At 60.0% G+C, this 21,941-nt stretch carries 19 protein-coding genes and 1 pseudogene; 15 read left to right on the top strand and 5 right to left on the bottom strand.

Annotation, left to right across the window (positions count from 1 at the left end; genetic code table 11):
* The first annotated feature begins 137 nt into the window (after nucleotides 1-137).
* Together AB4N98_RS06010 and AB4N98_RS06015 are read left to right on the top strand one after the other, a co-directional pair.
* Nucleotides 138-338: a hypothetical protein gene (locus AB4N98_RS06010; RefSeq protein WP_003172389.1), complete on the top strand. Its 201-nt coding sequence runs from the start codon at nucleotides 138-140 to the stop codon at nucleotides 336-338.
* A gap of 308 nt (nucleotides 339-646) precedes the next feature.
* Nucleotides 647-2,122, top strand: a complete 1,476-nt coding sequence (locus AB4N98_RS06015; protein WP_017530458.1) for an inorganic phosphate transporter — start codon at nucleotides 647-649, stop codon at nucleotides 2,120-2,122.
* 184 nt (nucleotides 2,123-2,306) lie between these two features.
* Here the strand turns inward: AB4N98_RS06015 and ccoM are convergent, their stop codons facing one another.
* Both ccoM and AB4N98_RS06025 read right to left on the bottom strand, forming a co-directional pair.
* Nucleotides 2,307-2,423, bottom strand: coding sequence for a cytochrome c oxidase subunit CcoM (gene ccoM / locus AB4N98_RS06020; RefSeq protein ID WP_017530457.1), 117 nt, complete (start codon nucleotides 2,421-2,423; stop codon nucleotides 2,307-2,309).
* Between the two features lie 145 nt (nucleotides 2,424-2,568).
* Nucleotides 2,569-2,730 carry a hypothetical protein gene (locus tag AB4N98_RS06025; protein ID WP_085984199.1) on the bottom strand — a complete coding sequence of 54 codons (162 nt, stop codon included), beginning with the start codon at nucleotides 2,728-2,730 and terminating at the stop codon, nucleotides 2,569-2,571.
* Between the two features lie 133 nt (nucleotides 2,731-2,863).
* On the opposite strand from AB4N98_RS06025, the gene AB4N98_RS06030 reads away from it, so the two are divergent.
* The 3 genes and pseudogenes from AB4N98_RS06030 to AB4N98_RS06040 all read left to right on the top strand — a co-directional run bounded on the left by AB4N98_RS06030 (nucleotide 2,864) and on the right by AB4N98_RS06040 (nucleotide 5,210).
* Nucleotides 2,864-3,736 (top strand): LysR substrate-binding domain-containing protein, encoded by an 873-nt coding sequence (locus tag AB4N98_RS06030; RefSeq protein ID WP_065877131.1) that lies wholly within the window; start codon nucleotides 2,864-2,866, stop codon nucleotides 3,734-3,736.
* Nucleotides 3,737-3,840: 104 nt separating this feature from the next.
* A pseudogene (locus tag AB4N98_RS06035) lies at nucleotides 3,841-4,032 on the top strand (RidA family protein); the annotation flags it as partial.
* Nucleotides 4,029-5,210 (top strand): aminotransferase class V-fold PLP-dependent enzyme, encoded by a 1,182-nt coding sequence (locus AB4N98_RS06040; RefSeq protein WP_017530453.1) that lies wholly within the window; start codon nucleotides 4,029-4,031, stop codon nucleotides 5,208-5,210. The pseudogene AB4N98_RS06035 and the gene AB4N98_RS06040, both read left to right, overlap by 4 nt.
* On the opposite strand, the gene AB4N98_RS06045 is transcribed toward AB4N98_RS06040, so the two are convergent.
* Complete coding sequence (locus AB4N98_RS06045) at nucleotides 5,207-5,548, bottom strand: aspartate-semialdehyde dehydrogenase (protein ID WP_065877132.1); 342 nt, start codon at nucleotides 5,546-5,548, stop codon at nucleotides 5,207-5,209. The two genes, AB4N98_RS06040 and AB4N98_RS06045, sit on opposite strands and share 4 nt — an antisense overlap.
* A 219-nt stretch (nucleotides 5,549-5,767) precedes the next feature.
* Here AB4N98_RS06045 and rapA point away from each other — a divergent pair, with 219 nt between their 5' ends.
* The gene (rapA, locus tag AB4N98_RS06050) at nucleotides 5,768-8,614 is read left to right on the top strand and encodes an RNA polymerase-associated protein RapA (protein WP_068935517.1); all 2,847 of its coding nucleotides are present in this window, start codon (nucleotides 5,768-5,770) and stop codon (nucleotides 8,612-8,614) included.
* 136 nt (nucleotides 8,615-8,750) lie between these two features.
* Here rapA and AB4N98_RS06055 read toward each other — a convergent pair whose 3' ends face one another.
* Nucleotides 8,751-10,097, bottom strand: a complete 1,347-nt coding sequence (locus AB4N98_RS06055; protein ID WP_017530450.1) for a spinster family MFS transporter — start codon at nucleotides 10,095-10,097, stop codon at nucleotides 8,751-8,753.
* A 251-nt stretch (nucleotides 10,098-10,348) separates the two neighbouring features.
* On the opposite strand from AB4N98_RS06055, the gene AB4N98_RS06060 reads away from it, so the two are divergent.
* The 3 genes from AB4N98_RS06060 to AB4N98_RS06070 all read left to right on the top strand — a co-directional run bounded on the left by AB4N98_RS06060 (nucleotide 10,349) and on the right by AB4N98_RS06070 (nucleotide 15,505).
* On the top strand, nucleotides 10,349-10,714 hold the full coding sequence (locus tag AB4N98_RS06060; protein ID WP_017530449.1) for a YkgJ family cysteine cluster protein: 366 nt from the start codon (nucleotides 10,349-10,351) through the stop codon (nucleotides 10,712-10,714).
* Between the two features lie 139 nt (nucleotides 10,715-10,853).
* Complete coding sequence (locus AB4N98_RS06065; RefSeq protein WP_068935515.1) at nucleotides 10,854-13,115, top strand: putative bifunctional diguanylate cyclase/phosphodiesterase; 2,262 nt, start codon at nucleotides 10,854-10,856, stop codon at nucleotides 13,113-13,115.
* 203 nt (nucleotides 13,116-13,318) lie between these two features.
* Nucleotides 13,319-15,505: a hypothetical protein gene (locus AB4N98_RS06070; RefSeq protein WP_017530447.1), complete on the top strand. Its 2,187-nt coding sequence runs from the start codon at nucleotides 13,319-13,321 to the stop codon at nucleotides 15,503-15,505.
* Nucleotides 15,506-15,810: 305 nt separating this feature from the next.
* On the opposite strand, the gene AB4N98_RS06075 is transcribed toward AB4N98_RS06070, so the two are convergent.
* Nucleotides 15,811-16,113, bottom strand: a complete 303-nt coding sequence (locus AB4N98_RS06075; protein WP_010212359.1) for a DUF2288 domain-containing protein — start codon at nucleotides 16,111-16,113, stop codon at nucleotides 15,811-15,813.
* Between the two features lie 341 nt (nucleotides 16,114-16,454).
* On the opposite strand from AB4N98_RS06075, the gene AB4N98_RS06080 reads away from it, so the two are divergent.
* The 6 genes from AB4N98_RS06080 (at nucleotide 16,455) to AB4N98_RS06105 (ending at nucleotide 21,927) form a co-directional block, all read left to right on the top strand.
* Nucleotides 16,455-17,582 carry a branched-chain amino acid ABC transporter substrate-binding protein gene (locus AB4N98_RS06080; protein WP_017530445.1) on the top strand — a complete coding sequence of 376 codons (1,128 nt, stop codon included), beginning with the start codon at nucleotides 16,455-16,457 and terminating at the stop codon, nucleotides 17,580-17,582.
* 229 nt (nucleotides 17,583-17,811) lie between these two features.
* Nucleotides 17,812-18,735, top strand: a complete 924-nt coding sequence (gene livH, locus AB4N98_RS06085) for a high-affinity branched-chain amino acid ABC transporter permease LivH (RefSeq protein WP_065877136.1) — start codon at nucleotides 17,812-17,814, stop codon at nucleotides 18,733-18,735.
* The gene (locus AB4N98_RS06090) at nucleotides 18,732-19,985 is read left to right on the top strand and encodes a high-affinity branched-chain amino acid ABC transporter permease LivM (RefSeq protein ID WP_003172374.1); all 1,254 of its coding nucleotides are present in this window, start codon (nucleotides 18,732-18,734) and stop codon (nucleotides 19,983-19,985) included. The genes livH and AB4N98_RS06090 overlap by 4 nt, the downstream gene beginning before the upstream one ends.
* Nucleotides 19,982-20,749 carry a high-affinity branched-chain amino acid ABC transporter ATP-binding protein LivG gene (gene livG, locus AB4N98_RS06095; RefSeq protein ID WP_016975067.1) on the top strand — a complete coding sequence of 256 codons (768 nt, stop codon included), beginning with the start codon at nucleotides 19,982-19,984 and terminating at the stop codon, nucleotides 20,747-20,749. Before AB4N98_RS06090 ends, livG begins: the two co-directional genes overlap by 4 nt.
* Before the next feature lies 1 nt (nucleotide 20,750).
* Entirely contained in the window at nucleotides 20,751-21,452 is a 702-nt protein-coding gene (locus AB4N98_RS06100; RefSeq protein ID WP_010212366.1) for an ABC transporter ATP-binding protein, read from the top strand.
* A gap of 178 nt (nucleotides 21,453-21,630) precedes the next feature.
* A complete protein-coding gene (locus tag AB4N98_RS06105) occupies nucleotides 21,631-21,927 on the top strand; it encodes a BufA1 family periplasmic bufferin-type metallophore (RefSeq protein WP_017529640.1) in 297 nt (98 codons plus the stop codon).
* Nucleotides 21,928-21,941: the final 14 nt, after the last annotated feature.

Consider the following 21,941-nt stretch of genomic DNA (forward strand, 5'->3'; position numbering starts at 1 on the left):
CCTCGAAAGGCTGCCGACACCCAGTAATCTCGCCTCATTCAAAGTTGAACACCCACGGTTCAACTTTGGACAACGCGAAGGTGCCAGTCAGGCATAACGTTGCACTGTAATTACACTCAACTCAATTAGGTAACAATGTGACGAAAGATGAACTGCGCGCGGAACTTGAGCGCCAGGAGCAACGTTACAAGGACGTTTACGGCGGGGAAGTCACCACCTACGCCGCCCAGCCTGAACCTGAGCGCAAACCATGGCGCAAACGCGCCAGCTTGCTCGACCAGGCATTTGCCCAGGAAATCCAAAAGATTGAACAGGAACTCAAAGCCGAAGAGCCATAAGCGCTTCGGTTTGAGCCCAGGGCCGGCCTCGGCTGCTCGCCATGCCGGCAGCCGGCAATCCCGCGCCCTTAATCACCTGTAAAATTTCTTACAAATATTTCAGGCATGACGTTTTGATGACAAAACCCTGCCTTTTCGCCCCGGCGCGTTATAAATCAAAGGCTTGCCAAAGCCCCGAAAACCCTGGGACAGCCCGCTTCTACCCGGTTTTTTTCACTGAAGATTGTTACCGATGAGCAGCTAGTGCATCGATTACCGAGGTTTTCTGGCATAATCGCGCCCCCTTACGACCGGGTCAGAAAACCTTCATGATCGATTTATTCAGCGGACTGGATGCTTGGGTTCTCGTGAGCCTGTTGCTCGCCCTGGCCTTTGTCCTCGCCTTCGAGTTCATCAATGGCTTTCATGACACCGCTAACGCGGTGGCCACAGTCATCTATACCAAAGCCATGCCGCCGCATCTGGCCGTGTTCTTCTCCGGGGTGTTCAACTTCCTCGGCGTGTTGCTCGGTGGTGTCGGTGTCGCCTACGCCATCGTGCACTTGCTGCCGGTTGAGTTGCTGATCAACGTGAACACCGGCCACGGTCTGGCCATGGTCTTCTCGTTGTTGGCAGCGGCGATCACCTGGAACCTGGGCACGTGGTACTTCGGTATCCCCGCTTCCAGCTCCCACACGCTGATCGGCTCAATCCTCGGTGTCGGCCTCGCCAACGCCCTGATCAACGATATCCCCTTGGCTGACGGTGTGAACTGGCAGAAGGCTATTGATATCGGCGCCTCCCTGGTGTTCTCGCCGATGGCCGGCTTCCTGGTCGCAGCCCTGGTGCTGATCGGCCTGAAGTGGTGGCGCCCGCTGTCGAAAATGCACAAGACGCCGGACCAGCGCCGCAAGCTCGACGACAAGAAGCACCCGCCGTTCTGGAACCGCCTGGTGCTGGTGATCTCCGCCATGGCCGTAAGCTTCGTGCACGGCTCCAACGATGGCCAGAAAGGTATCGGCCTGATCATGCTGGTGCTGATCGGTATCGTGCCGGCCCAGTTCGTACTCGACCTGGGCAGCACCACCTACCAGATCGAACGTACCCGCGACGCCACCGTGCATTTGAGCCAGTTCTACCAGCGCAATAACGCCACGCTCGGCGAATTCCTGGCACTGGGTAAAAGCGTGAAGGATGACCTGCCGGGCAAGTTCCAGTGCAACCCGCAGCAGACCGAGCCGACCATCAATGCGCTCGTCAGCACGTTAAAGGGTGTCTCCGACTACCACTCGTTGACCTCCGACCAGCGTATCGAAGTGCGCCGCTACCTGCTCTGCCTGGATGACACCGCGAAGAAAGTCGGCAAGCTACCGGGCCTGGAAGCGCGTGAGAAGGCTGACCTGGACAAGCTGCGCAAAGACCTGACCGCCACCACCGAGTACGCACCGTTCTGGGTGATCCTTGCGGTAGCACTGGCCCTGGGCCTGGGCACCATGGTGGGTTGGAAGCGCGTGGTCCTGACCATCGGCGAGAAGATCGGCAAGCAGGGCATGACCTATGCCCAGGGCATGTCGGCGCAAATCACCACCGCGACGATGATTGGTTTTGCCAACATCTTCGCCCTGCCGGTATCCACCACCCACGTACTGTCTTCCGGCGTGGCCGGTACCATGGTTGCCAACAAAAGCGGCCTGCAAGGCGGCACGGTCAAGACCATCCTGATGGCTTGGGTGTTGACGCTGCCGGCAACCGTTGGCCTGTCGGCCGGGTTGTTCTGGTTGGCATCAAAGGCGCTCGGCAGCTGATAGTCCGCTGCAATAAAAAAAGGTGCGATCCGCAAGGGTCGCACCTTTTTTATTGCGTGTTTCAAACGCACCATTGTCCAACTGCGGGAGCCCGCGCCCCCGCTTCATGTATCAAATAACAGGCAAAAAAAAGGCGACCGAAGTCGCCCAAAATGCCTTGCGTGCTCATGTAACCCGGAAAAACCTATGGTTTTTTACGCTTGTTCGCGTCTTTCCAGATAAAAAATCCAAACCCTACAAAAAACAGCACCATGAGGCTTACAGTCAGCACTCCGGCGAATACCACATTATCGATAAACATGACCGGCCTCCTGTGCTTGCCCTGTTGCGATAGGGCTAAGTTAATGGAGAAGGCGGGTTGGAAAATTGACGAGGATCAATGTCGCCCACAACAGGGCGTAAAGAAGGGCAATAACTGACCTGCATCAATAGATGCAGGGGGGGGTTCAACGCTTTTTAGGTTTGTTTTTTGATTTTTTCTTGGCTTTCCCTAAGGGCATCGCCTGCTCAAACGCTTGGCGAACTTCATTCAGGCGCTTGTCATTGAGGTCATGAACTCGCTTGGCGCGTTCGGCACTCAGGTCAATCAACTTGTCGTCTTCACTCATGGCTTGGCTTACGTCGTGGCGGGAATGGCCCAATAATGCGGCCTCTCCCGCCTGACGGCAAATCAGCGCAAGACAAAAGGCAGGCCCTCGCCCAAAATCGACATTCTCGACCCGACCCAGGAAGCCCATTCAGGTGGCACTGCACAAAGACCTTCCGCCGTTGCTGGCCCTGCGCGCCTTTGAGGCGGTGGCCCGGCACTTGAGCTTTATCAAGGCGGCGGATGAGTTGTCGGTGACCCAGAGTGCCCTCAGCCATCAGGTACACAAGCTTGAGCAATACTTGGGCAAATCGCTGTTTGTACGACGCACCCGCGCCATCGACCTGACCGCCGATGGCCAGCAGTACTACAACGAAATCCGTCCCGCCCTCGACATCATCGCTGCCGCGACCCGCGCGCAACGGGTAGCCCCCGGCACCACGGTGTTGCGCATCGGCCTGCTGGCGTCCTTCGCCACGCTGTGGCTGGCCCCGCGCCTGGCCGGGTTTCTCAGCCGCTACCCGCACATCCAGGTGGAACTGCTCCCGGCGATTCAACTGGCCAACGTTGCCGCTGCGCACGTCGACCTCGCCATTCGTTACGGCAAAGGCGGTTGGCCCGATGTAAAGGCCACGCGACTGATGCCGGAAGTGATCTCACCGGTGTGCAGCCCCGCGTTCAAGGCCAGCCGACCGCACAACGCACCGCTGTTGATGGCCACCTCGCACAGGCCGTTCGAGTGGACGGATTGGTCCCGGCATTATCAAGTCGACCTGCAACTCCACCCCCGCGTGATGCTGCACGACTACAACATCGTGGTCGAAGCCGCCGTGGCCGGCCAAGGCATTGCCATGGGGCGTCACCGCCTGATCGAGCGCCGGCTCCAGGACGGCAGCCTGGTCGAGGCTTTCGACTGGCCGCCCTACCACAGCGACATCGGCTACTGGCTGATCAGCCCTCAAGGCGCCACCAACGAAGCGGCCGACTGCTTTGGCCAGTGGTTGAAACAAGCCTGCGGCGATGCTTGAGTTATTTCGATACGTCGAGTGAGTTCTATCCGTTTGTCGCCGCCTCCCGAGCACCACATGCTCGCGCCTTTAGAACCCGAAGGATTGAGATCATGAGCGACTCCCTGCACCTGGGCGTGTTTATCGCCAGCAGCGCCGATTTCCAGCGCCAAGGTATGGTGGCCAACGGTGCGTCGAACCTATTGGTCAATGTCCTCGGTGAAAAGGGCCGCCATGTGCGCACGGCGGTGGGTGTTTGCAGCCTGCCGGCCGGCGTAGCGGTGGAGGTTGACGCGATTTTCGAGCTGCGCCCATGAGCCCGCTCGACGTGCGGCAATTGCGGGCCGCCACCCCCGGCTGCCAATCGGGCATCGTGCACTTCAACCATGCCGGAGCCTCCCTACCGAGCCAGGCAACCCTCGATGCCATCATCGATCAACTGCAACGCGAAGCCCGCGACGGCCCCATGGAGGCGGGTGAACAGGGCGCCGTGCTGATGGAAAACGCCCGCAGTGCCGCCGCGCAATTGCTCAACGCACCCACCCGCGCGGTAGCCTTCGCCGGCAGCGGTTCGGCCGCCTGGAATATGGCGTTCCAGGCCTTGGGCCCCTGGCAGCCGGGCGACCGTATTCTGGTGGGCCGTCATGAATGGGGCGGCAACCTGGCAAGCATGCAGTTGGCCGTGCAGGCGGGCGCGCGCGTGGAAGTGATCCCCTGCGATGAAACCGGCGCGGCCTGCCCGCTGGCGCTGGCGTCAATGATCGACGCGCACGTAAAGCTGATCGACCTCACCTGGCTGCCGGCCAACAGCGGCCTGATCAACCCCGCGCAGGCCATCGGCGAAGTGGCCAGGCGCCATGCGATCCCCTATTTCATCGACGCCGGCCAAGCCGTGGGCCAAGTGCCCGTGGATGTGCAGGCGCTGCATTGCGATGTGCTCAAGTCAGCCGGTCGCAAACACCTGCGCGGGCCTCGGGGCACAGCATTGCTGTACGTACGCCCGGATTTCCTGCAGCGGTTGAACCCTGCTCAGCGCGACGTATTTTCGGCACCCTGGAGCCCCCAGGGGTTCGACCTGCGCGACGACGCCCGGCGTTTTGAAACCAGTGAGGTGTCTTTCGCCTTGTTGGCGGGGTTGGGCAATGCACTGCAGGAGATGAATCGATTGGGGATTGAGCGCGTGTGGGAACACGTCTCCCGAACCAGCGCGCGAATCCGCGCAGCTCTGTGTGAGATTCCGGGCATTTGCCTGCATGACCTGGGCGCGAAGCAATCCGGCTTGATCGCGTTCAACCTCGCAGGTTGGGACGCCTTTGAACTGAAGCGACAATTGGGTTTGAAGCGGATCAATATCGGTGCCAACGGCGTGGCCTACACCCCACTGGATATGCAGGCGCGCGGCCTGCCCAGCATTGCGCGAATCTCCGTCAGCCCCCTCAATAACGATCACGACATCGAACGGCTGATGGCTGGCCTGCGGGAACTGCGCGGTTAAACCTCGACGTCCACCCACAAGCCCTGGCGCGGTGCATCTTCGATCAGCGGCACCACGGGTACCGTGTTATCGGCGTTGAGCAGGTCGCCGGGGATCGCCAGGTGCTGGTCGGGGTCCTCGTCGGCTTCGCGCCGGCGTTTCTGTTGTTCCTGCTGGCGGCGCTGTTCTTCACGCAGCAAAAAGGTCGACTGCTCGGCATCGCCCTTTTTCAGGTCGATCGTGCTTTCGTTGGCGCCCGCTTGCACGGGGACCACGGGCGGGATATCCGGTTTCTGGCGGACCGGGTCGAGTTGTGACGTAACCGGCACAACGCTCACGGGCAGCATAGGTGGCAACATAATCTTTCTTCTCCTGATCAACAGGCTGTCGGCGCAACACAGGGCGACTTGAACACCCGTTCGCCAACCTGTGACCCAGTCGACACTCGCAAGTGCCCGCCACCTGTCGATTCACGGCTCGCCGCCGCCCTCAAACGGAGTAGTTTTTGTCAGAGTCCTTTGGCTGAGGACCTTGTTCCGTTAAGATAGTCGGCTTTTTCACGGCGGGAGTCAGGCAGCATGGCGCAGGAGTATCAACCGGGGCAACGCTGGATTAGTGACAGCGAAGCAGAGCTGGGGTTAGGCACCGTTCTGGCACAGGACGGCCGCTTGTTGACCGTGCTCTATCCGGCCACTGGCGACACTCGCCAGTATGCGCTACGGAATGCGCCCCTGACCCGCGTGAGGTTCTCGCCGGGCGACTCCATCACCCATTTCGAAGGCTGGAAAATGACCGTACAGGAAGTCGACGACGTCGACGGCTTGCTGGTCTACCACGGCCTCAACGGGCAGAACGAGCAGGTCACCCTGCCGGAAACCCAGCTCTCCAACTTCATCCAGTTCCGCCTGGCCAGCGACCGTCTGTTCGCCGGGCAGATCGACCCGCTGGCCTGGTTCTCGCTGCGCTACCACACTCTGGAGCACACCAGCCGCCAATTGCAGTCCTCGCTGTGGGGCCTGGGTGGCGTGCGTGCGCAACCTATTGCCCACCAACTGCACATCGCCCGCGAAGTGGCTGACCGCATCGCGCCACGGGTGTTGCTGGCCGACGAAGTGGGCCTGGGCAAGACCATCGAAGCCGGCCTGGTCATCCACCGCCAGTTGCTGTCGGGCCGCGCCAACCGTGTGTTGATCCTGGTACCGGAAAACCTGCAGCACCAATGGCTGGTGGAAATGCGCCGCCGCTTCAACCTGCAGGTTGCGTTGTTCGATGAAGAACGCTTTATCGAAAGCGATGCCGCCAACCCGTTCGAAGACACCCAGTTGGCCCTGGTGGCCCTGGAATGGCTGGTGGACGATGAGAAGGCCCAGGACGCGCTGTTCGCCGCCGGCTGGGACCTGCTGGTAGTCGACGAGGCCCACCACCTGGTCTGGCATGAAGAAAAGGCCAGCGCGGAATACGCACTGGTGGAGCAACTGGCCGAGGTGATTCCTGGCGTGCTGCTGCTCACCGCTACTCCGGAGCAACTGGGCCAGGACAGCCACTTCGCGCGCCTGCGCCTGTTGGATCCGAACCGTTTCCATGACCTGCAAGCCTTCCGCGCCGAAAGCGAAAACTATCGCCCGGTGGCCGAAGCCGTGCAGGAACTGCTCGACAAAGGCCGCCTGTCACCGGCGGCGCACAAGACCATCCAGGGTTTCCTCGGCAACGAAGGCGAAGCGCTGCTCAGCGCCGTCAACGATGGCGACACCGAAGCCGGTGCACGCCTGGTGCGTGAGCTGCTCGACCGCCACGGCACCGGCCGCGTGCTGTTCCGCAATACCCGCGCCGCCGTGCAGGGCTTCCCCGAGCGCAAGCTGCACGCCTACCCGATGCCGAACCCGGACGAATACCTGGAACTGCCACTGGGCGAACACGCCGAGCTGTACCCGGAAGTCAGCTTCCAATCGCAGCCGGACATCGAGGAAGAAAACCGCTGGTGGCGCTTCGACCCACGGGTGGAGTGGCTGATCGACCAGCTGAAAATGCTCAAGCGCACCAAGGTGCTGGTGATCTGCGCCCACGCCGAAACCGCCATGGACCTGGAAGACGCCCTGCGCGTGCGTTCCGGCATCCCGGCCACGGTGTTCCACGAGGGCATGAACATCCTCGAGCGCGACCGCGCGGCGGCCTACTTTGCCGATGAAGAATTCGGCGCCCAGGTGCTGATCTGCTCGGAAATCGGCAGCGAAGGTCGCAACTTCCAGTTCGCCCACCACTTGGTGCTGTTCGACCTGCCGTCGCACCCCGACCTGCTGGAACAGCGCATCGGCCGTCTGGACCGGATCGGCCAGAAGCATGTGATCGAATTGCACGTACCCTACCTGGAAACCAGCCCGCAAGAGCGCCTGTTCCAGTGGTACCACGAAGCGCTGAATGCGTTCCTCAACACCTGCCCGACCGGCAACGCCCTGCAGCATCAGTTTGGGCCACGCCTGTTGCCGCTGCTGGAAAGCGCCGACGACGGCGAGTGGCAAGCCCTGATCGACGAAGCCCGCGCCGAGCGTGAGCGCCTGGAGCAGGAACTGCACACTGGTCGCGACCGCCTGCTGGAGCTTAATTCCGGCGGCGCGGGTGAAGGCGATGCGCTGGTCGAAGACATCCTTGAGCAGGACGATCAGTTCGCCCTGCCGATCTATATGGAAACCCTGTTCGACGCGTTCGGCATCGACAGCGAAGACCACTCGGAAAATGCACTGATCCTCAAGCCGAGCGAAAAAATGCTCGACGCCAGCTTCCCCCTGGGCGACGACGAAGGCGTGACCATCACCTACGACCGTAACCAGGCGCTGTCACGCGAAGACATGCAGTTCATCACCTGGGAACACCCGATGGTGCAGGGCGGCATGGACCTGGTGTTGTCCGGCTCCATGGGCAACACCGCCGTGGCGCTGATCAAGAACAAGGCGCTCAAGCCGGGCACCGTGTTGCTCGAACTGCTCTACGTCAGCGAAGTGGTTGCGCCGCGCTCGCTGCAACTGGGCCGCTACCTGCCGCCGGCTGCGCTGCGCTGCCTGCTGGACACCAACGGCAATGACCTTTCCGGCCGCGTCTCGTTCGAAACCTTGAACGACCAACTCGAAAGCGTGCCCCGCGCCAGCGCCAACAAGTTCGTACAGGCCCAACGCGATCAACTCACCCCGCGCATCAACGCCGGTGAAGAGAAGATCACCCCGCGCCACGCCGAACGCGTGGCCGAGGCCAAGCGCCGCCTGGCAGCGGACACCGACGAAGAGCTGGCACGCCTGAGCGCCTTGCAAGCGGTCAACCCGACCGTGCGTGACAGCGAACTGGTTGCCCTGCGCCACCAGCGCGAGCAAGGCCTGGCCATGCTCGACAAGGCAGCGCTGCGACTGGAAGCGATTCGGGTGCTGGTGGCGGGTTGATCAGCATTTGAGTCAAAAAAAGGCCCGCAATGCGGGTCTTTTTATTGGCCTTTAGGGCCTCATCGGGAGCAAGCCCCCACATTTGACCGCGTATCCATGTGGGAGGGGGCTTGCTCCCGATAGCGTCACCACTGTCTCAGGCCGTAGCCACCGCAACCGGCACCTCAACCGCACTCAACCCCTCTTTCATCCGCTTGGCATCGCGCACAAAACTGCGCGAGGCCTGGAACAGAAACAGCATGGTCAAGAACAGCGCCACCGGGATCAGGTACATGGCGTCGTGCAGGCCCACCGCTTTATAAGCCTCGGTCATCTGTTCAGCCCCCGCTGCGTACATCGCCGAATGGGCAAAGTGATCGGACAAGCCGCCCACCACGATCGGCCCCATGCCGCCGCCGAGCAAATACAACCCGGCAAAGAACAACGCCATCGCGGTCGCCCGCAGGCGTGGCTCAACCACATCCTGGATGGCCGTGTACACGCAGGTATAGAAGTTGTAAGCGAACAACCAACCCACACTGAACAGAGCCACGAACACACCAATCTCGATGCGCCCGGCATGCAAGGCCCAAGCGGTGGTGACGGTGGAAATGATCAGGCTGAACGCGGCGAACAACAGCCGTCCATTGGCGATGCGTTGATGGATCTTGTCGGCAATCCAGCCGCCCAGGGTCAGGCCCACCAGGCCGGTCAAGCCGACGATGACGCCAGTGGCCACCGCCGCGTCCTGCAACGGCATGAGGAAATAACGTTGCAGCATCGGCACCAGAAACGAATTGCACGCATAGGTGGCGAAGTTAAAACACAGCCCCGCCAACACCAGCCAGAGGAAGGTCGGTACCGCCAGGACGCGGCGAATCGGGCGGTCGACGCGTTCCTGGGACACTTGCACGGTTTCGGCCGCACCGCGCTTGGGCTCCTTGATATAGAACATGAAGACCGCGAGGATCAGCCCCGGCACCGCGGCAATAAAGAACGGCGCACGCCAGCTGTCGAACGCCTTGACCATTGCGCCGATGGTGAAGAACGCCAACAACAGCCCCAGCGGCAGGCCCAGCATGAAAATCCCCATGGCCCGGGCCCGGCGGTGCGCCGGGAACAAATCGCCGATCAGCGAGTTGGCGGCCGGCGCATAACTGGCTTCGCCGATACCAATGCCCATGCGCACCAGCAAAAAACTCCAGAAACTGCCGACGAGCCCGTTGATCGCCGTCAGCCCGCTCCAGGCAAACAGGCCCCACCCCATCAGTTTGCTGCGCGAACCGGTGTCGGCCATGCGCCCCAGCGGCAACCCGGCGATGGCGTAGACGATGGTGAAGGCGGTGCCGATGATGCCGAGCTGGAAGTCGCTCAGGTGCCACTCCATGCGGATTGGCTCGATGATGATCGCGGGGATGGTGCGATCGAAGAAGTTGAACAGGTTGGCGAGGAACAGCAGGAACAGAATGCGCCAGGCATTCGCCGCTTGGGTCGAGTTCTGCATGGGTCCGTCTCTTTTATTGTTATGAGAGCTGCGATGCCCGATGCATCCTGCTCAGGTACCTGCAACATAGTCAGGCGCGCGACGGTTGTCTGTAATGATTCGTAAGGCTGATAGGGCGTAATTTCGCCCGTCGTTACGGGACTTTCCTGACAAAAATATATGTGTGTGCCCCCCTTCCTAATGGCCATGGCATGGATAGAATGGCGAGCCTTCCCGTCGTTCCCCTCCCTTACTTTTTATTGATGACGCCCATGTCCGAAGCCAGTCCGTGTCTGAGTTGCGGTGCCTGCTGTTCATACTTTCGTGTGTCTTTCTTCTGGGGCGAGTGCGCCTCATCGGGCGGCACCGTGCCCGATGACCTGGTGGTGCAGATCAACCCCACCCGCGTGGCGATGATCGGCACCGACCAAAAACCCGCACGATGCTGCAGCCTTGAGGGCGAAGTGGGCAAAGGCACGCGTTGCTCGATTTATGAGCAACGCGCAAGCCCTTGCCGAGAATTCGATGCATCGTGGAGCCAGGGTGAACACAACGTCGATTGCGATGCCGCGCGCGCCGCATTCGGCCTGCCGCCGCTGCAAGCCCCATTCGATTTGGACCTGCCCATCAGCGCTTAGCAGCGAACGCTATGGATGCGATGCCAAATTAGTTAAAGGCAAAGTGCCATTATCCGTGGAAAATCCCGCGCGGCTTCTATACTCGAGCCCATAGGTCACCGCCCTAGGCAGTGACGTGGGAGCTATGACGGGGCGTGCTATGGAATGGCTGGGGCTGATTTTTTTCACCGACCTTCCAGAAAACGGGCACTTATTGCTCAATTGCAGCCATAACCCTTTTCTGGTGCTGCTGGCTTATTTGGTCGCCTGCGCAGCTGGCTTCGGCACGCTGGACATGGCTGAGCGGGTCGGCCATGTCGAAGACCCCACCGCCCGTCGCCACTGGCGCTGGCTCGGTGCCAGCTGCCTGGCAGGCGGTATCTGGTCCACCCACTTCATCAGCATGCTGGCCTTCCAGGCGCCCATCGCCATTCATTACGAATTGATCACAACGTTCGCCTCGCTGGTCATCGCCCTGATCGCCTCGTTGTTCGCCATGCGCACCCTCAGCCATACGAACCTGCAGCTGCATCAATACCTGCTGGCATCGCTGTGGATGGGGCTGGGCATTGCCTTGATGCATTACGTCGGTATGTCGGCCATGCGCTCCCAGGCCCTGGTGTATTTTGAGACCGGGCGCTTCTTCGCCTCAGTGGTTATCGCCATTGGGGCCAGCCTGGCCGCGCTATTGTTGTCGAGCTACCTGCGCACCGGCGCGGGCATGTTTCATCAATTGCTCAAATACGCCGCCAGCCTGGTGTTGGGCGCGGGCATTCTGAGCATGCATTTCACCGGCATGGCCGCCATGCAGATGCTGGTGCCGGACGGGGCGGACCTATCATTGCCCCTGGCCGATAACCCCACGCAACTAGGCCTGTCGGTGGCGGTGATCACCCTGCTGGTGATCGGCAGCAGCATCAGCGCGGCCCTGGCGGACAAGAAGCTGCAACACAAGGAGCGCGACCTGCGTCGGGTCAATACGCTGCTCAGCGAACTGGACCAGGCCCGCGTCTCACTGCAACAGGTCGCGCATTACGACGCGCTGACCGATTTGCTCAATCGCCGAGGCTTCAACCAGATTTTTGCAGAGAAAATCGCGGAAAAAACCGTTTCAGGTGGCATGCTGGCGGTTATCTTCCTCGATATCGACCACTTCAAGCGTATCAACGACAGCCTCGGTCATGACGCCGGTGACCAACTGCTCACCGTACTGGCCGGCCATATCAAAGGCTCTGTGCGAAGCCATGCGGACGTAGTCGCACGGTTTGGCGGCGATGAATTCTGCATCCTGATCAGCATTCACCACCGCGACGAAGCCCGGCACCTGGCTCAACGCATTTTGCAAAAAATGAAAGAGCCGGTCGAACTGGCCGGCCGCCGCATGGTGATGACCACCAGTATTGGCATCAGCCTGTTTCCCGACGACGGCCAGACCTGCGAAGAACTGCTCAAAACCGCCGACATGGCGCTGTACCAGTCCAAAGACGCCGGGCGTAACAGCTTGCATTTCTTCAGCTCCAACCTGAAGACCCGGGCCTTCCTCGAGCTGCAATTGGAAGAAGAGCTGCGCAGTGCCCTGCACACCCAGAAACAACTGGTGCTGTTTTACCAACCGATCTTCGACATGCAACTGGGCAAGGTAACGCGCCTGGAAGCCTTAGTGCGCTGGCAGCACCCGCAGCATGGTTTGCTGGCCCCGGACCGCTTTATCGGCATCGCCGAAAGCAATGGGTTGATCGCTGAACTGGATCACTGGGTCCTGCGCCAGGCCTGTCATGACTTGAGCCTGCTCTCCGACAAGGGTTACACCGAACTGACGATGGCCATAAATTGCTCGGCCCTGAACCTGGCCCGTGATGAACTGGCGGACGAAATCGAAGATGCCCTGCGCTTCAGCGGGATCGCTGCAAACCGCCTGGAACTGGAAGTCACTGAAAACGCCCTGATGGGAAATATCAGCAGCACCCTCGCGTTGCTGCGCCAACTCCGCGCCCTGGGCGTGTCGCTGGCCATCGATGACTTTGGTACCGGTTACTCCTCGCTCGCCTACCTCAAGCGCCTTCCGCTCAACATGTTGAAGATCGATCGATCGTTTATCCAAGACATTCCCAAGTCGAGCGCTGACCTCGAGATCGTCCAGGCGATTATCGGCATCGCCCACACCCTGCACTTGCGGGTCGTGACCGAGGGCGTGGAAACCCAGGCCCAATTCGAGCTATTGCATGACCACGGCTGTGATTTCATTCAAGGCTATCTACTGAGCCCGGCGGTGCCCGTCAGTGACATCATTGGCGTAATGCAAGGCATCGACAGACACAACCCGCTTCGTTCGCTCGCTACGGCGGGTGCCCAAAAGGCGCGTTCGCCAAACGAGCCAGCCCCTGGTCGAAGCGGTGCTTTCATCGTCCGGCCAATACGCTGACGCCCAAACTTTGGCATTTCGCCATCAGTTAGCTAAAGATCGCCGACAAACGGCCGATTCATCAGAGTCCGGCCAGGTTTTCCTTGAGAACACAGGGACACGCCCGAACACGCCGGACAAGGACGCACTGCAAAGTCGCGAACACCCATTCCGTGATGGCCATTTGATTCTTTTCAGCCATCCGCCCAGGCACATGGCGCACAATGACTTCTAAAAATAACCCTGCCACCGTGGTATCCGACGTGTTGCCCACAGCTCCTGCGGACAAACCCTCAGGTTCAAAGTCATTGAGCACCACACGCCCGCTGGCCACCCAGCAGTACCTGTACTTCACCGAAACCAATACTGACCGCATCCTCGACAACCTCGACGGCCTGCGCGACATGGTGTTCCCGCGCCCGCCCCATCTTGAAGGCGACAGCGATCCGCGCAGCGAACAGGAATTTCCCTCGGTGTGCCTGATCGGCCTGGGCCGCTGCGGTTCCAACATTGCGCTGGACGTGGCGGAGTTGGTCTATAACGCGCGCAAGTTCTACCTGAACGAATTCAGTAACGAAGACAAACTTCAATTTAAAAAGACCCAGGGCTACAGCCCCACCCAGTGGATCCGCAATAACCTGCGCCTGGGCGGCGGCAAACCCAGCAAACCGGTGTTCCTGGTGGAGCCACTGGTGATGCTGGGCGACCTGGACAAAGACATTGCCGGGCGCATCCGCTTTTCGCGCAAGGGCGAAAAAAGCGGGTTCCTGCGCGACTACAGCAAGATGAAAATCATGGACCTCTCCGAAGTCCATGCCGGCGGCGCCGGTAACGCGCCGATCCTCGGCCAGTACCTGGCCAAGATCATCCTCAACAAAGACACCCAGCGCTTCTCCAGCCCCGACTGGAAGATGATCCACTCGTACCTGATCGACTCGTGCGGCATCAAGGCCAACCAGTCGCGCCTGTATTTTTCGATTTTCAGCGCCGGCGGCGGTACCGGCTCGGGCATGGCCTCGGAGTTCGGCCTGGCCCAGCAGCACTCGTACATGAACAAAACGTTCGACACCAAGCCCGCCGACGAGCACGACAGCAAGAGCGGCCACGCATTTGTGTTCGAGCCGATCTTTACCAGCGGCATCTGCGTGCTGCCGAATATTTCCGATCACCGCAGTGAAATGTCCGAGGCGCTGCACATCAACGCCGGGCGACTGCTGTGCAAGTACCTGTCGGAGGAATGGGACTTCTCGTACAACTTCGCCAATGAAGACAGCAGCGAAGCCAGCGTGAAAGGCCGTATCCGCCCGTGGAACGCGATGATGCTGATTTCCAACGACATCATGCGGTACGCCGAAGAGAGCGATGACGGCAACATCCAGAACATTGACGTCAATGCCATGGAAAAACACGCCAACCAGTACATCTCCCAACAGATCTTCAACATTCTCACCGCCCAGGCCGTGACCACCGACTACGACCAGAACTACTTCCGTCGCGCCGGCATCGACATCGGCGAAACCATCCGCCTGGATGCCAACGACCTGTTTATGAGCCTGGCGGGCCCGGTGGCAATTGCCTACGCCGAATCCGTCGTCCCGGAAACCCCGGCGCCGTCGAATGACAAGTTCAAAGTGTTCGAAAAAGAGCCGCAGCGCCTGAACATCGACGACCTGTTCTTCCGCTCCATCGACTTGCCGCACTTCAACAAGGTCACCCAAGCCATCGAAGGCATCAGCCTGTTGCCGATCGAATCCAAGCGTTACAAGGCGTCTCTGGAGCAGTACAAGAACTCCGGCTACGACGCGGCGGCGCTGCACGACCTGCACTTCTTCAAGAACTGCTCGTCGGTGGTGTCCATCGTCTCGCTGCCCAAGGACTACAAGCTGTCCTATATGGACCTGAACCGGCTCAAGACCCACCTCAACAGCCTGTTCCCCAACACCACGCTCAAACGTTACGCGCTGGTGATCGGCGCGTCGGCCAACCTTTCGCTGACCACCCTGATCGCCAAAAGCCCCTGCCTGTCGGATGATTTCCTGACGCTGATCGTGGCCTTTATCAAGCGCTGCTTCGCCCGTAACCCGTACCGCTTCGACGATACGCTGGACAACTCGATCCTGGACTTCATCATCCATGAGGACTTCGATGAAGACCGCATCGACGAGTTGCTCAACGAATTCGAGAACCCGGCCAAGATCCTCGACACCAACTGGTATGCGATCAAGCCGATGTATGAGAAGAAGTACCGCGAGCTGATCAACGACAAAGACAAGTTTGTGTCGATCAATGACATTCGCCTGTCACGCGATTGCGTGAAGAAGGCGATTAAGTACCTGCGCGAGATTTACCGTCATCGCATCGGCAAGACCAAGGTTATTTCGCTGAATAACCATACGGGCAAGACCGCTTAGACCAAGGCGCCCGTTCGCGAGCAAGCCCGCGCCCCTACCTGACCGCATGTGTGCTGAGATTCGGTCATGTGGGGGCGCGGGCTTGTTCGCGAACGGGCGCTAGACCCGGCAACTGATTTTCTCAGCCTGGAATACTTGGAAACAATTGCCCGCCGTCTCGGCCGCTCTTGTAACTGTTCCCGTGACGTTTACGTCACCCTGACCTGTGACCTTTCTCTACGGCAAGGTGCCATCACGGGCTCGGCGGTTACTCCGCTACACACTTGCCGCACCAGGATCACGCACCTTTTTCGTGCGGACTTTTCTTACACTGCCCTTTCCTGGATCAGAATCCACGGCGAAACCACCACCGCCCACAGGCTCGGATCGCGCTCAACCAGGTCCAATGCCCGCGTGGCAGACACTTCGCCAAGGCTCCCGGCGGCCAGCCAGGCGGCGACTTTGTCGCGGTTATCCTCGGCCATTCCTTCGGCTGCCTCGATCAAATCCAGACCGGCGTCGACCCACAATAGGGCACCCTTGGCAAAGAACGGTTCAAGCTCCTTCCAGGAAATTTCGGCGGTTTCACCGAGCAGCTTGGCATAGAGGGTGCTAGGTTCTTGCGTCATGGGAATCCACCTTGGGAAAAAATCGGCGCAATCATAACGTCGCAGCCCAGGTAGAAAAACCCAGTTGCAAATGAGTCATCGAGAGAAAGTGTCAGGAACGCCAAGGATTGCCCGAAAGTCTGGCACCACCCCGCCGCTATTCTGTCTCTTTCTTTCATTTATGCGACACACCCGGGTTTTGCCCCCAGCAGCCAGCTTTTCAAGCGATCAACCGGCGCTCTACACTGTACCGGTACAGTTGCCAGGGCACTGCCGGGGGGATATCCGAGATATCTGATCCGGTTCAGCAGCTCACGAGGCCGCTAGAACTATAAAAAATACAACAGTAAGAGTGGAGCACTATGAATAAGGCTACTAAGCAGATTTCCAAACTGTTTGCCGCTATGGTCCTGGCTGGGGTTGCCGGCCATTCGTTCGCAGCTGACACCATCAAGATCGGCATCGCCGGCCCCAAGACCGGTCCTGTAACGCAATACGGTGACATGCAGTTCATGGGTGCCAAACAAGCCATCGCCGACATCAACGCCAAGGGCGGCGTTGACGGCAAGATGCTTGAAGCCAAGGAATACGACGACGCTTGCGATCCTAAACAAGCCGTTGCCGTGGCCAACAAAGTGGTCAACGACGGCGTCAAGTTCGTGGTCGGTCACCTCTGCTCCAGCTCCACTCAGCCCGCGTCGGATATTTATGAAGACGAAGGCGTCATCATGATTACTCCTGCCGCTACCAGCCCGGAGATTACTTCCCGTGGCTACAAGCTGATCTTCCGTACCATCGGCCTCGACAGCGCCCAGGGCCCGGCGGCCGGCAACTACATCGCCGACCACGTGAAGCCGAAAATCGTTGCCGTGCTGCACGACAAACAGCAATACGGTGAAGGTATCGCCACCGCCGTCAAGCAGACCCTTGAGAAGAAAGGCGTGAAGGTTGCCGTCTTCGAAGGCCTGAACGCCGGTGACAAGGACTTCTCCTCGATCATCCAGAAACTCAAGCAAGCCAACGTCGACTTCGTCTACTACGGCGGCTACCACCCAGAGCTGGGCCTGATCCTGCGCCAGTCCAAGGAAAAAGGCCTGAACGCCAAGTTCATGGGCCCAGAGGGCGTCGGCAACGACTCCATCTCGCAAATCGCCCAAGACGCCTCCGAAGGCCTGCTGGTCACCCTGCCGAAGTCCTTCGACACCGACCCTGCCAACAAAGCCATCGTTGAAGAGTTCGCCAAGAACAAGCAGGACCCAACCGGTCCGTTCGTATTCCCGGCCTACTCGGCCATTGAAGTCATCGCCGGTGGTATCAAGGCAGCCAAGAGCGAAGACACCGCCAAAGTGGCCGAAGCCATTCACGCCGGTACCTTCAAGACCCCAACCGGCGACCTGAGCTTCGACGCCAAGGGCGACCTGAAGGACTTCAAGTTCGTGGTCTACGAATGGCACTTCGGCAAACCTAAAACCGAAGTTTCCCCTCAGTAAGCCAGGCGTTACTGGCCCTACAAGCCCACTGTGAAAGCAGTGGGCTTTGTTTTACGAGGTTTATGGGCCTGTCACCCGCGATCCGGGCGCTGGCTCACCTGAAAATCTTAAAACCGTCACCAGCGGTTCGCTGGCAAACGCTTTGTGCAAATGTGCTCACAGAACACAGCACGGGGCCGGAACATGACTCCACCAGTGAAATGCGTATCGGGTTTTTAGGAGCGCTGTAATGCCTGAGATCTATCATTTTTTCCAACAGCTGGTTAATGGCCTGACCATTGGCAGCACCTATGCCTTGATAGCCATTGGCTACACAATGGTTTACGGCATCATTGGAATGATCAACTTCGCCCATGGCGAGGTGTACATGATTGGTTCCTACGTGGCCTTCATCGCCCTTGCCGGGCTGGCCATGATGGGTATCCACTCCCTGCCGCTGTTGATGACCGCCGCGTTCCTTGCGTCGATCGTCGTGACCAGTGCCTATGGCTACAGTATCGAGCGCGTTGCCTACCGTCCCTTGCGTGGCAGCAACCGTTTGATCCCGTTGATTTCCGCCATCGGCATGTCGATTTTCCTGCAGAACACCGTATTGCTGTCCCAGGACTCCAAGGATAAATCCATCCCCAACCTGATCCCGGGGAGCTTCTCCTTCGGCCCGGGTGGCGCGGAAGAAGTCCTGATTTCCTACATGCAAGTGCTGGTCTTCGTCGTCACCCTGGTGGCCATGCTCGGCCTGACCCTGTTCATCTCCCGCTCCCGTCTGGGGCGCGCCTGCCGGGCGTGCGCTGAAGACATCAAGATGGCCAACCTGCTGGGCATCAACACCAACAACATCATCGCCCTGACCTTCGTGATCGGCGCCGCGCTGGCAGCCGTCGCGGCGGTACTGCTGAGCATGCAGTACGGGGTGATCAACCCCAACGCCGGTTTCCTGGTAGGCCTCAAGGCCTTTACTGCGGCGGTATTGGGCGGCATCGGCAGTATCCCGGGCGCGATGCTCGGCGGGCTGGTGCTGGGTGTGGCCGAAGCGTTCGGCGCCGATATCTTCGGCGACCAGTACAAGGACGTCGTGGCGTTCGGCCTGCTGGTTCTGGTGCTGTTATTCCGTCCGACCGGCATCCTGGGCCGTCCGGAGGTTGAGAAAGTATGAGCAGATATCTTAAATCGGCGTTCTTCAGCGCCCTGCTGGTGTGGGCCGTGGCCTTCCCGGTACTCGGCCTCAAGCTGAGCATTGTCGGGATCAACCTTGAAGTGCATGGCACAGGTCCCGTGACCCTGACCATCATTGCCCTGTGCTCGGTGCTGATGTTCCTGCGTGTGCTATTCACCCAGCAGGTCGGTGCCTTGTTCAAGGGCAACCGCGCTCCGTTGGTGTCGCCCAAGGTCAGCCAATTCCTGACCCTGCCGCGCACCCAGCGCTACATCATCATCGGCCTGATCGTGGCCGCGCTGATCTGGCCGTTCTTCGGCTCGCGCGGCGCCGTCGACATCGCCACCCTGATCCTCATCTACGTGTTGCTGGGCCTGGGCCTGAACATCGTGGTGGGTCTGGCCGGCCTGCTTGACCTGGGTTATGTGGGTTTCTATGCCGTGGGTGCCTATACCTACGCGCTGCTCTCGCACTACCTGGGCTGGAGCTTCTGGATCTGCCTGCCGCTGGCGGGCATGGCGGCGGCCACGTTCGGCTTCCTGCTGGGCTTCCCGGTGCTGCGTCTGCGCGGTGACTATCTGGCGATCGTGACCCTGGGCTTCGGCGAGATCATTCGCCTGTTCCTGCGTAACCTCACCGATATCACCGGTGGCCCCAACGGCATCAGCAGCATCCCCAAGCCAACGTTCTTCGGGCTGTCGTTCGACCGCAGCGCCGCTGAAGGCATGCAGACCTTCCACGAGTACTTCGGGATCGCCTACAACCCGGTGAGCAAAGTGGTGTTCCTGTACCTGGTGGCGCTGTTGCTGGCATTGGCCGCCCTGTTCGTGATCAACCGCCTGCTGCGCATGCCGATCGGCCGTGCATGGGAAGCGCTGCGCGAAGATGAGATCGCCTGCCGTGCCCTGGGCCTCAACCCGACCATCATCAAGCTCTCCGCATTTACCCTGGGCGCTGCGTTCGCCGGTTTCGCCGGCAGCTTCTTCGCCGCGCGCCAAGGCCTGGTGACCCCGGAGTCGTTCACCTTTATCGAGTCGGCGATCATCCTCGCCATCGTGGTACTGGGTGGCATGGGCTCGCAGTTGGGCGTGATCCTGGCCGCGATCGTGATGATCCTGCTGCCGGAAATGATGCGTGAGTTCAGCGAATACCGCATGTTGATGTTCGGCGCCATGATGGTGCTGATGATGATCTGGCGCCCTCAAGGCCTGCTGCCCATGCAACGTCCTCACATGGAGCTGCGCAAATGAGCCGCGAGATCCTGAAAGTCGAAAACTTGAGCATGCGCTTCGGCGGCTTGCTGGCGGTCAACGGCGTAGCCCTGACCGTGAAAGAGAAACAAGTGGTTGCGTTGATCGGCCCCAACGGCGCGGGCAAAACCACGGTGTTCAACTGCCTCACCGGTTTTTACAAGCCGAGCGGCGGCAGCATCCTGCTGGACGGCCAGCCGATCCAGGGCCTGGCCGGTCACGAGATCGCCCGCAAGGGCGTGGTGCGGACCTTCCAGAACGTGCGGTTGTTCAAGGACATGACGGCGGTCGAAAACCTGCTGATCGCCCAGCACCGTCACTTGAACACCAACTTCTTCGCCGGCCTGTTCAAGACCCCCGCGTTCCGCAAAAGCGAGCGCGAGGCCATGGAATATGCGGAGTACTGGCTGGACAAGGTCAACCTCACCGAGTTTGCCAACCGCCCTGCCGGCACCCTGGCCTATGGGCAGCAACGTCGCCTGGAAATCGCCCGCTGCATGATGACCCGCCCGCGGATCCTGATGCTCGACGAACCGGCCGCCGGCCTGAACCCCAAGGAAACCGAAGACCTCAAGGCGCTGATCAGCGTGTTGCGTGAGGAAAACAACGCCACGGTGCTGTTGATCGAACACGACATGAAACTGGTCATGAGCATTTCCGACCATATCGTGGTGATCAACCAGGGCACGCCACTGGCCGACGGGACGCCGGAGCAGATCCGCGACAATCCTGAAGTGATCAAAGCCTATTTGGGGGAAGCGTAAAATGCTGCAATTCGAAAACGTTTCCACTTTTTACGGCAAGATCCAGGCCCTGCACAGCGTCAATGTGGAAGTGCGCCAGGGTGAGATCGTGACCCTGATCGGCGCCAACGGCGCCGGCAAGTCCACCCTGCTGATGACCTTGTGCGGTTCGCCCCAGGCGCACAGCGGCAGCATCCGCTACATGGGTGAAGAACTGGTGGGCCAGCAGTCGTCGCAGATCATGCGCAAGAGCATTGCGGTGGTGCCGGAAGGCCGTCGTGTGTTCTCGCGCCTGACCGTCGAAGAGAATCTGGCCATGGGCGGGTTCTTCACCGACAAGGGCGACTACCAAGAGCAGATGGACAAGGTGCTGCACCTGTTCCCCCGGCTCAAGGAGCGCTTCAGTCAGCGCGGCGGCACCATGTCCGGCGGCGAACAGCAAATGCTCGCCATCGGCCGCGCACTGATGAGCAAACCCAAGCTGTTGCTGCTGGACGAACCGTCCCTGGGCCTGGCGCCGATCATCATCCAGCAGATTTTCGACATCATCGAACAGCTGCGCAAAGACGGTGTGACCGTGTTTCTGGTGGAACAGAACGCCAACCAGGCGCTAAAAATCGCCGACCGCGCCTACGTACTGGAAAACGGCCGGGTAGTGATGCAAGGCACGGGTGAGCAGTTGCTGACCGATCCGAAGGTGCGCGAGGCCTATTTGGGCGGTTAACCCACGGTTGCTGTAGATACCGGCGCAAAAAATGTGGGAGGGGTGTTGCCCCTCCCACATTTGTTTTGTGTGCTATGAAGTTTTTTTGACTGAGGTTGTAACGAACTCAGTCCCCCCGTCTCTAGTGGTGCATGCAGGCAATCGAGCCTGCGCATTCAACCACTGCTGGAGAAACACCATGACCACCAAACTGTCCGCCGCTACCCTCGTCCTGGCCCTGGGTTCCGCCCTGAGCCTGTCCGCCCTGACAGGCACCGCCCACGCCGCCGACGACATGCAAAAGTGCTTCGGCGTCGCTGAAGCCGGCAAGAACGATTGCGCCGCGGGCGCCGGCACTTCCTGCGCCGGCACCTCGAAAACCAAAGACCAGGCCAACGCCTGGAAACTGGTCCCCGCCGGTACTTGCACCCAAACCCCAAGCTCCACCTCGCCGACCGGCTTTGGCCAGGAAGCGGCCTTCACCGCCAAGTCCTGAACCGCCACCACAGC

The organism is Pseudomonas sp. S3_E10, from assembly GCF_054667615.1.

What these genes read in the sequence shown, in the direction of transcription:
- AB4N98_RS06060 (WP_017530449.1), top strand. Translation starts at nt 10,349, where the DNA reads ATGTCCGAAGCCAGTCCGTGTCTGAGTTGCGGTGCCTGCTGTTCATAC.
- AB4N98_RS06015 (WP_017530458.1), top strand. Translation starts at nt 647, where the DNA reads ATGATCGATTTATTCAGCGGACTGGATGCTTGGGTTCTCGTGAGCCTG.
- livH (WP_065877136.1), top strand. Translation starts at nt 17,812, where the DNA reads ATGCCTGAGATCTATCATTTTTTCCAACAGCTGGTTAATGGCCTGACC.
- AB4N98_RS06090 (WP_003172374.1), top strand. Translation starts at nt 18,732, where the DNA reads ATGAGCAGATATCTTAAATCGGCGTTCTTCAGCGCCCTGCTGGTGTGG.
- AB4N98_RS06045 (WP_065877132.1), bottom strand. Translation starts at nt 5,548, where the DNA reads ATGTTGCCACCTATGCTGCCCGTGAGCGTTGTGCCGGTTACGTCACAA.
- AB4N98_RS06080 (WP_017530445.1), top strand. Translation starts at nt 16,455, where the DNA reads ATGAATAAGGCTACTAAGCAGATTTCCAAACTGTTTGCCGCTATGGTC.
- AB4N98_RS06075 (WP_010212359.1), bottom strand. Translation starts at nt 16,113, where the DNA reads ATGACGCAAGAACCTAGCACCCTCTATGCCAAGCTGCTCGGTGAAACC.
- ccoM (WP_017530457.1), bottom strand. Translation starts at nt 2,423, where the DNA reads ATGTTTATCGATAATGTGGTATTCGCCGGAGTGCTGACTGTAAGCCTC.
- AB4N98_RS06040 (WP_017530453.1), top strand. Translation starts at nt 4,029, where the DNA reads ATGAGCCCGCTCGACGTGCGGCAATTGCGGGCCGCCACCCCCGGCTGC.
- rapA (WP_068935517.1), top strand. Translation starts at nt 5,768, where the DNA reads ATGGCGCAGGAGTATCAACCGGGGCAACGCTGGATTAGTGACAGCGAA.
- AB4N98_RS06105 (WP_017529640.1), top strand. Translation starts at nt 21,631, where the DNA reads ATGACCACCAAACTGTCCGCCGCTACCCTCGTCCTGGCCCTGGGTTCC.
- AB4N98_RS06070 (WP_017530447.1), top strand. Translation starts at nt 13,319, where the DNA reads ATGACTTCTAAAAATAACCCTGCCACCGTGGTATCCGACGTGTTGCCC.
- AB4N98_RS06055 (WP_017530450.1), bottom strand. Translation starts at nt 10,097, where the DNA reads ATGCAGAACTCGACCCAAGCGGCGAATGCCTGGCGCATTCTGTTCCTG.
- livG (WP_016975067.1), top strand. Translation starts at nt 19,982, where the DNA reads ATGAGCCGCGAGATCCTGAAAGTCGAAAACTTGAGCATGCGCTTCGGC.
- AB4N98_RS06065 (WP_068935515.1), top strand. Translation starts at nt 10,854, where the DNA reads ATGGAATGGCTGGGGCTGATTTTTTTCACCGACCTTCCAGAAAACGGG.
- AB4N98_RS06100 (WP_010212366.1), top strand. Translation starts at nt 20,751, where the DNA reads ATGCTGCAATTCGAAAACGTTTCCACTTTTTACGGCAAGATCCAGGCC.
- AB4N98_RS06025 (WP_085984199.1), bottom strand. Translation starts at nt 2,730, where the DNA reads ATGAGTGAAGACGACAAGTTGATTGACCTGAGTGCCGAACGCGCCAAG.